The following is an 8,199-nucleotide window of genomic DNA, read 5'->3' on the forward strand; positions in this document are numbered from 1 at the left end:
TGTGTGAGTGTGTGCGCGGCTTAGTGTGTGGATCAAGCAGCTTGAGCAAAGCGTAGCGCCGCGTCCATTTCCACGGCAACGGTGCGTGAGACGCCCTGCTCCTGCATGGTCACGCCGATGAGCTGGTCGGCCATTTCCATGGCGATTTTGTTGTGCGAGATGAACAGGAACTGCGTGCTCGTCGACATGTCTTTGACCAGCCGGGCGTAGCGCTCGGTATTGGCGTCGTCCAGCGGCGCGTCCACTTCGTCGAGCAGACAGAACGGCGCGGGGTTGAGCTGAAAGATGGCAAACACCAGCGCAATGGCCACCAGCGCTTTTTCGCCGCCGGAGAGCAGATGAATCGAGCTGTTCTTCTTGCCCGGCGGCTGTGCCATGACCTGCACCCCGGCGTCGAGAATTTCCTCGCCGGTGATGATGAGCCGCGCATTGCCGCCGCCGAACAGCAGTGGGAACATGCGGCCGAAGTGGTCGTTGATCTGCTCGAAAGTCGTGGCCAGCATGTCGCGGGTTTCGGCGTCGATCTTGCGGATGGCGTCTTCGAGGGTGGTGATGGCGGTCTGCAGGTCTTCGATCTGGGCGTCGAGAAACTGTTTGCGTTCGCGCGCCTGACCCAACTCGTCGAGTGCGGCCAGATTCACCGCCCCCAGCGCGGCGATGTCGCGCTGCAGCCGTTCGTGCTCGCGCGCCAGCGCCGGGGCCTGGGCATCGGTCGGCAGACTGGCGCGCACTGCTTCGATATCGGCCTGCGCCTCGGCGAGCTGCTGCGCGAACTGCTCGGCCTGCAGCCGGAACTCCTGCTCCTTGAGCTGCAATTCGGTGATGCGCTGGCGCAGCGGATCGAGGTCGCGGTCGAGCGTCAGCCGAGCCTCCTCCTGCTTTCGCAGTTGCTGGGCGATGTCGTCGGCTTCGCTGCGGCGGGCGCCCAGCACGGCTTGCGCGCTTTGCTGCTCGGCCAGCGCCGATTGCAGACCGGTCTGCGCGCCTTGTTCACTCAGCCGCGCGAGTTCGGCCTGCGCCGCCTCGCGCGCGCTGGTCTGACGCGCGATCTGTTCGACCGCCATCTGCGCCTCGCGTTGCAGATCGGCCCGCTTTTGTTGCAGGCTGCGCACCGCATAGCCGCTCTCGGCCGCTTGTGATTCGAGCTGGCGCTGCTGCGCCCGGGCATCGGCGAGCGCCTGCTGCGCGGCCATCACCTCGGTTTCGAGATCGGCCTGCAGCTGCTGCTGGTCGGCCAGACGCGCGTCTAGCTCCTCGAAGCGCGCTTCGCTCTCGGCCTGCTGCGCCTGCAATTCACCCTGTTGGGCGTCGATGTCGCCAAGATCGGTGGCGATCTGCTGATTGCGCGCGGCGCTTTGCTCGGCTTGCTGGGTGAGTTTGAGCAGTTCCACCTGCACGGTGTGCAGTTGCTGGGTGTCTTGTTGCTGGCGGCGTTGCAGCGCGGCGAGCTGCTCCTGCGCCTGCCCCAGATCGTGTTCGGCCTGATGAAGCTGGGCGCGGCTTTGCTCGGCGATGAGTTGCTCGGCCTTGATCTGGCGCTCCAGATTGTCGATTTCCTGCTGGCGCGCGAGCACGCCGGACTGCTCGGAATCCGGGGCGTAAAAACTCACGCTCTGGCGCGACACCGCGTGGCCTTCGCGCGTGAGCAGCACGGTCTGCGCAGGCAGAGTGGCGCGCAGCGCCAGCGCCTGCTGCAGCGACGGCGCGATGAAAACGGCGGTCAGCCAGTCGTCGAGCAAGCTGGCCAGCCCGGCATCACCGCTGCGCACGCCCTCGCGCAAGGGCCGACAGCCTGCGGGCGGGGTGGAAATCGCCCGCGCTTCGGTGGCCGGGGGCTGCACCGCTGCCGAATAGAACGCCAGCTTGGCCGGCGGCACGTCGCTGGCAAACCCTGCGGCCATGTCGAGCTGGCGCAGTTCCAACGCGGACAGGCGCTCGCGCAACACGGCTTCGAGCGCGGTTTCCAGCCCGTTTTCTACCTGCAGGCGCGACCAGAGTTGCGACAGGCCGTCGAGCCCGTGCTTGGCCAGCCAGGGGCGCAACTTGCCTTCGGTGAGCACCCGTTCCTGCAGGGCTTTGAGCGCAGCCAGGCGCGCGCTGGTCGCGGCAAGCTGCGCGGCGGCGGCCTGCTGCGCCTGCTGCGCCTGCTGCCGCGCCTGTTGCAGCTCGGGCAAGGTGTCTTCGAGTTGTTCGCGCTGCGCGCGGGTGGTGTCGAGCGCGTCGGTGAGGGTTTCTTGCTGCCGCTGCAGATCGGCCAGACGCAGACTGTCGGGCGCGACCACGGCGCGTTGCTCGGCGCGCAGCCGCTCGGCGCGCTGTTGCAACTGCTGGATTTGCTGCCCCAGGCCGCGCTGCCGTGCCGCCTCGGCCTGCAGAGCCTGCTGGGCAGCGGCGGCCTGCGCGCGTTCGTCCGCAGCGCGCAATTGCGCGTCGCTTAGGGCGGCTTCCAGCGTGGGCAGGCGTTCGCTTTGCTCCTGCACGCGGGCCTGCGCCACCTCGGCCTGCACCTCGGCATCGGCCAGGCGCTCGGCGGTGTCGGCGGCCTGCGCCACGGCGGTGTCGTGGCGTTGCTGCCAGTCCTGCGTTTGCGCGTCGATGGCCTGCAGCGCGGCCTGAGCGCGTTGACGGCCCTCAACGACGAAACGGATTTCCGCCTCGAGCTGGCTGACGCGCGACTGGGCGGCGTAGAAAGCGGCCTGCGCCCGGTTGAGCGTATCGCTGCTGGCGAACTGTGCCTGACGCAAGGTTTCGATTTCGGCCTCTATTGCGCGCTGCTCGGCGATGCGGGCTTCGAGCGCATTCATCGCCTCACCGCCAGCCAGGGTGATTTGCTGGCGTTTGGCCTGCGCTTCTTCTTGACGCAGCAGCCAGAGCTGCTGCTGCACCAGAGTCGCACTGGCCTGCAGGCCCTGGTAACGGGTGGCGACTTCGGCCTGTTGTTCGAGCCGCCCCAGATTGCTGCCGAGTTCGCGCAGGATGTCCTGCACGCGGGTGAGGTTCTCGCGGGTGTCCTGCAGGCGGTTCTCGGTTTCGCGGCGGCGCTCCTTGTATTTGGACACGCCGGCGGCCTCTTCGAGCATCATGCGCAGGTCTTCGGGGCGCGACTCCAGGATGCGGGTGATGGTGCCCTGGCCGATGATGGCGTAGGAGCGCGGCCCCAGGCCGGTGCCGAGAAAAATATCCTGCACGTCGCGGCGGCGTACCGCCTGGTTATTGATGAAATAGCTCGACGTGCCGTCGCGGGTGAGCACGCGTTTGATGGCGATTTCGGTGAACTGTCCCCATTGCCCGGCGATGCGGTGATCGCTATTGTCGAACACCATTTCCACACTGCAGCGGCTGGCCTGTTTGCGCTGCCCGCTGCCGTTGAAAATGACGTCCTGCATGGACTCGCCGCGCAACTCGCTGGCCTTGCTCTCGCCCAGCACCCAACGCACCGCATCGATCACGTTCGATTTGCCGCAGCCGTTGGGCCCGACGATTCCGCTGATGCGGCCGGGAAAGGGCAGCGTCACAGGTTCGGCAAACGACTTGAATCCGGCCAGACGGAGTGAGGTCAAACGCATCGATATGTTCTAACTCTATGATTTACAAAAGAAATTGTGAATCTCACAACGGAGGGAAATCATACCATCGCCCCTCTACCCGCTGGCATGGCCGCCAGAGGGCGAAAACTCGCCGCGCCTATCATCGCGCCGCATGAAACCCGCCCAGATCCAGACCCTGTTCGAGCGCTTCGCCGCCGCCAACCCCGAGCCGCGCACCGAGCTGGAATACCGCACGCCCTTCGAGCTGCTGGTCGCGGTGGCGCTTTCGGCTCAGGCCACCGATGTCAGCGTGAACAAGGCCACCCGGCCGCTATTCGCCGTGGCCAACACCCCGCAGGCGCTGCTCGACCTCGGCGAAGACCGGCTGCGCGAGGCGATCCGCACCATCGGGCTGTACAAAACCAAGGCGAAAAACATCATCGCCACCTGCCGCATCCTGATCGACCAATACGGCGGCGAAGTGCCGCGCAGCCGCGAGGCGCTGGAATCGCTGCCGGGGGTGGGCCGCAAAACCGCCAATGTGGTGCTCAACGTGGCCTTCGGGCAAGACACCATCGCGGTGGACACGCACATTTTCCGCGTGGCCAATCGCCTCGGGCTGGCCAAGGGCAAAACCCCGCTGGCGGTGGAGACCCAGCTGGAGAAGGTAATTCCGCCACAGTTCCGCCTGCATGCCCACCACTGGCTGATTCTGCACGGCCGATATGTCTGCAAGGCGCGCAAGCCGGAATGCTGGCGCTGCGGGGTGGCCGATCTGTGCGCTTTCAAACCCAAAACACCCGCACCGACATGACCCTTTCTCGATGGCTTGGGGCGCTTCTCGCCTTTGCCCTGCTGCCCAGCGCCGCCTGGGCAGCCCCGGTGCGGGTGACCGACGACACCGGCCAGGTGGTTTCCCTGCCCGCACCGGCACGGCGCATCATCGCGCTATCGCCGCAGTTGCTCGAACTCAGCGCGGCGGCCGGGGCCAGCAAATTCGTCGTCGGCCAGATTCAGGGCGCGGGCAATGTGTTCTGGGCGCGCAAACTGCCGGTCGTGGGCGACGCGTTCGCCCTCAATCTGGAAGCCATCGTCCGGCTCAAGCCCGATCTGATTCTGGCCTGGCAATCGGGCACGCCCCCGCGCGAAGTGGCAAGGCTCAAAGCGCTGGGCATTCCGGTGTACTGGAGCCAGGCCAACACCTTCGAGTCGCTGGCGTCCACAGTCAGCCGCATCGGCGAACTGGCAGGCACCGAGCAGCAAGCCGGGCGCTGGGTGCGCGATTTCAACACGCGTCTGGCGGCCATCCGGCAGCGTTACGCCGCCCAAAAACCGGCTGTACGGGTGTTTTACGAGGTGTGGAACCAGCCGCTGATCACCGTGGGCCACAAACAGCTCATCAGCCAGGCCATCACCCTGTGCGGCGGGCAGAACGTGTTTGGCTCGCTGGCGGTTCTGGCGCCCACCATCAGTGCCGAAGCCGTGCTGCAGGCCGACCCGCAACTCATCGTGACCTCCAGCCCCCAAGGCGCGCAGTGGCTCAAGTCGTGGAAGCAGTTTCCGCAATTGAGCGCGGTACGGCACGACCAGTTGGTCGCCCTCTCCCCCAACACCCTGCCGCGCATGGGCGTGGATGTGCTCGACGGGGTGCAGCAGCTTTGCACCGCCATCGCGACGACCCGCCGGGCGTTGCACGAGTGAGCCCAGTTTCCCGCGAAAACTGTGCAGAAGTTGTCACAGAACAACGACGACTCTTGCCTATGATTCAGGCAGAACGGCCTCTGATCCGCATTCCCTGAGGCACTTGTTTGCCCCCGCTTGACGGGATTGTCTGGAAGACGGCGACGCCTGCATCATGCCGGTCGATGATCTCGAAAACGATTTTTCTGATGCGCAACCTGCTTCATCCGGCCGCGTGAAAACCTTTTCCACCCCATTGTCACAACAGGTGCGAAGCGCCCTGCGTCTGGGCTCCGCCGCCCGCGCGCACGACCCGGCCGCACCGCTGTCGCGACCGCAACAGCGCGACGTGCACGTCTGGGAACTCGATCTGCGCCGCCCGCCGGCATGTGCCCTCGATCTGCTCGACGCCGCCGAACAGGAGCGGGCACGACGCTTCGTCTTTGCTGTCGACCAGACCCGTTTCATCGCCGCGCATGGCTGGACCCGGCAGATTCTCGGGCGCTACCTGCAGCGTGCGCCGCAAGACCTGCAGTTTGCCCTCGGCCCTTATGGCAAGCCGACGCTGACTGGGCATTCCGGCGATGCGACGCTGTGCTTCAACCTGAGCCACAGCTTGGACAAAGCGCTGCTGGCCGTGAGCAATGGCGTGCCGCTGGGGGTGGACATCGAAGCCATCCGCCCCGATCTGCCCGACGCCGCATTGGCCTCCGGCGTGCTGACCGCAGACGAATTAGCAGAACTCATGCAATTGCCGCCGAGGCAACAGACCGGGGTGTTTTTCGCCTGCTGGGCCCGCAAGGAGGCCTGCATGAAAGCGCTGGGCCTCGGCCTGGCCCTCGAACCCAAAACCCTGCATATCGGAATGGCCGTGGCGCGGCAGCGGGTCGTCCTCAAAGACCTGCTCAGTCCAGCGGACCCTCAAATCGCCGCCGCCGATTTCATCGACCTTTCCGCCCTTCAGAGCCCGCCCGGCCATGCCGCCGCGCTGGCCGTGCTGGGCGGTTTTGGCAAAGTGCTGTATCGACAGGCGCTCGCTTCAGGGAGAACCCCTTGACTCCCGTGCGTCTGATCAACGGCAGCCGCGAGTTGGTTGGCCTCCATCTCGAACCGGCTGAGGATGCCCAGCCGCAGCAGCATGCCGTATTGCTGTGCAACCCCTTCGGGCAGGAAGGCATACGCGCGCACCGGCTCTACCGGGTGATGGGCGAACGCCTTGCTGCGGCCGGTTATCACGTGCTGCGATTCGACTATTACGGCAGCGGCGACTCGGCCGGAAGCGATGAGGAGTGGGATGTGCAGGGCAGCATTGACGATGCGCGGGCGGCGCTGGCGGAGTTGCTTCGTCGCAGCCGTGCGCCTCGTTGGTCGGCCGTCGGCCTGCGTCTGGGCGGCACCATCGCCCTGGAAGTGGCGCGGCTGGCGCCCACACCGGCGCAGCTGTTGATGCTCATCGAGCCGGTGCTCGATGGCAGCGCCTATCTGCGCAGCCTGGCCGACTCCAGTCTCGAATCGCTGCACCGGGGCTATGGCGTGCGCTGGCCGCTGAGTGCCCGCCTGCGCGACACCATGCTGCCAACCCCAGAGAGCGAGGCCCTCGGTTTTTACCTCAGCCCGACCACCCGCAGCCAGATCGAAGCCATCACCCCGGCCTGTCTGGAAACCGTTCCGGCCGGCACGCTGCGTCTGCTCTCGCCCGATTCGCAGGCGACTCGACAGTTTCTGCAACGCGCTGGCGTAACCCTGCAGCCTGCCGTGGAGTTCGTCGATAGCGACGCCCGGATCGACTGGGCCACCGACAGCGCCGCCGCGACGTCCATCGTCCCCATGCACTGGATACGCGATCTGCTGGACCATCTTGCCGAGGGCGCCCATGCGTGAAACCACACTGACCTTCGGCCCGCAGGCCGATTTGCTGGGTACCGTGACCTTTGCAGCCAACGACGCCGCGTCGCCGCCTCCTTTCGGCGTGCTGCTGTTCAACGCCGGGGTGATCCACCGGGTCGGTGCGCACCGCGTGAACGTCAAACTCGCCCGCGCCCTCGCCGCCGACGGCGTCGCCACCTTGCGTTGCGACCTGCACGGCATGGGCGACAGCCTGCGTGCCGACGGCAGGCTGTCCTACAAAGATCAGGTGGTGGCCGATCTGCGCGCCGCCATGGACGTGCTGCAAAGCACCACGGGAGCACAGCACTTCGCGCTCGTCGGGTTTTGCAGCGGCGCTATGCCCAGCTACTGGACGGCGCAGGTCGACCCGCGAGTGAGTGCCATCGTGATGTACGACGCGCTGAATTTCACTACCCCGCTGAGCGTGTTGCGCTACCTGGGCGTGCGGCTGATGCGCCACGGCTACGGGCCGAAGGCCTGGGCGGTGTGGACGCGCGTGGGTCTGCGTGGCGTGGCCGCAGTGGGCGCCCAGGCTGCGCGAATTTTCACCAAGGGCGCCCGCTTCACCACAATGCAGGCCAGCAGCGCAGCATCGGTTGACGAAGAAAGGGTCGATCGCCGCACCCTGGGCCGGGGCCTGCTCGCGCTGGCCGAACGCGGCGTCGGGGTGATGGTTTTCAGCGCGGGCACCGATTTCAGCACAGTGAATTACGCCGATCAGTTGCGCAACGCTCTCGGTCTGCGTCAAGCCCGCAACCCCCGTCTGCTTTTTGCCCACCTGCATGACATCGATCATGCCGTCACCACCCGCGTCGCCCAGCAGCAGTGGATCGACACCGTCCAACGCGGCCTGCGGCAACTCGCCCCGCTCAGTTCGCAGGCGGCCTCGCCCCCGTCCTCGTCCTCGTCCCCGTCATGATCCTGCTTGTTCTGTTCTGGGCCGCGGCCCTGTTCATCCTCTACACCTACGTCGGCTATCCCGTTTTGATCGGCTTGCTGGCCAGGCTGTCGTTTTCAGAAGGCGACTGCACGAAATATCAGGAGTCGGCTGCACTGCCAGAACTGGCCGCCTGCAAGGCAGCGTAGAGAGCGGTTTTTCCTACCT

At 66.1% G+C, this 8,199-nt stretch carries 7 protein-coding genes; 6 read left to right on the forward strand and 1 reads right to left on the reverse strand.

Annotation, left to right across the window (positions count from 1 at the left end):
* Positions 1–32: 32 nt before the first annotated feature.
* Positions 33–3,566 (reverse strand): chromosome segregation protein SMC, encoded by a 3,534-nt coding sequence (gene smc / locus B7X30_RS10820; protein WP_286730569.1) that lies wholly within the window; start codon positions 3,564–3,566, stop codon positions 33–35.
* A gap of 133 nt (positions 3,567–3,699) precedes the next feature.
* Here smc and nth point away from each other — a divergent pair, with 133 nt between their 5' ends.
* From nth to B7X30_RS10850, 6 genes are all read left to right on the forward strand, one after another.
* Positions 3,700–4,341 (forward strand): endonuclease III, encoded by a 642-nt coding sequence (gene nth, locus B7X30_RS10825; RefSeq protein WP_013123146.1) that lies wholly within the window; start codon positions 3,700–3,702, stop codon positions 4,339–4,341.
* Positions 4,338–5,228, forward strand: coding sequence for a cobalamin-binding protein (locus B7X30_RS10830; protein WP_286730570.1), 891 nt, complete (start codon positions 4,338–4,340; stop codon positions 5,226–5,228). The genes nth and B7X30_RS10830 overlap by 4 nt, the downstream gene beginning before the upstream one ends.
* Before the next feature lie 154 nt (positions 5,229–5,382).
* Positions 5,383–6,264: a 4'-phosphopantetheinyl transferase family protein gene (locus tag B7X30_RS10835; RefSeq protein WP_286730572.1), complete on the forward strand. Its 882-nt coding sequence runs from the start codon at positions 5,383–5,385 to the stop codon at positions 6,262–6,264.
* Positions 6,265–6,269: 5 nt separating this feature from the next.
* The gene (locus tag B7X30_RS10840) at positions 6,270–7,088 is read left to right on the forward strand and encodes a serine aminopeptidase domain-containing protein (protein WP_286730575.1); all 819 of its coding nucleotides are present in this window, start codon (positions 6,270–6,272) and stop codon (positions 7,086–7,088) included.
* Positions 7,081–8,013 carry an alpha/beta fold hydrolase gene (locus tag B7X30_RS10845; RefSeq protein ID WP_286730573.1) on the forward strand — a complete coding sequence of 311 codons (933 nt, stop codon included), beginning with the start codon at positions 7,081–7,083 and terminating at the stop codon, positions 8,011–8,013. Before B7X30_RS10840 ends, B7X30_RS10845 begins: the two co-directional genes overlap by 8 nt.
* Positions 8,010–8,180, forward strand: a complete 171-nt coding sequence (locus tag B7X30_RS10850) for a hypothetical protein (protein WP_286730574.1) — start codon at positions 8,010–8,012, stop codon at positions 8,178–8,180. The genes B7X30_RS10845 and B7X30_RS10850 overlap by 4 nt, the downstream gene beginning before the upstream one ends.
* Positions 8,181–8,199 lie beyond the last annotated feature (19 nt).

This window comes from Thiomonas sp. 13-64-67 (assembly GCF_002282795.1).
In the GTDB taxonomy this organism is placed as follows: Bacteria; Pseudomonadota; Gammaproteobacteria; order Burkholderiales; family Burkholderiaceae_C; genus Thiomonas; species Thiomonas arsenitoxydans.

Excerpts from the sequence above, each read along its gene's own strand:
- smc (WP_286730569.1), bottom strand. The coding sequence starts at position 3,566 with ATGCGTTTGACCTCACTCCGTCTGGCCGGATTCAAGTCGTTTGCCGAA.
- nth (WP_013123146.1), top strand. The coding sequence starts at position 3,700 with ATGAAACCCGCCCAGATCCAGACCCTGTTCGAGCGCTTCGCCGCCGCC.
- B7X30_RS10830 (WP_286730570.1), top strand. The coding sequence starts at position 4,338 with ATGACCCTTTCTCGATGGCTTGGGGCGCTTCTCGCCTTTGCCCTGCTG.
- B7X30_RS10835 (WP_286730572.1), top strand. The coding sequence starts at position 5,383 with ATGCCGGTCGATGATCTCGAAAACGATTTTTCTGATGCGCAACCTGCT.
- B7X30_RS10845 (WP_286730573.1), top strand. The coding sequence starts at position 7,081 with ATGCGTGAAACCACACTGACCTTCGGCCCGCAGGCCGATTTGCTGGGT.
- B7X30_RS10850 (WP_286730574.1), top strand. The coding sequence starts at position 8,010 with ATGATCCTGCTTGTTCTGTTCTGGGCCGCGGCCCTGTTCATCCTCTAC.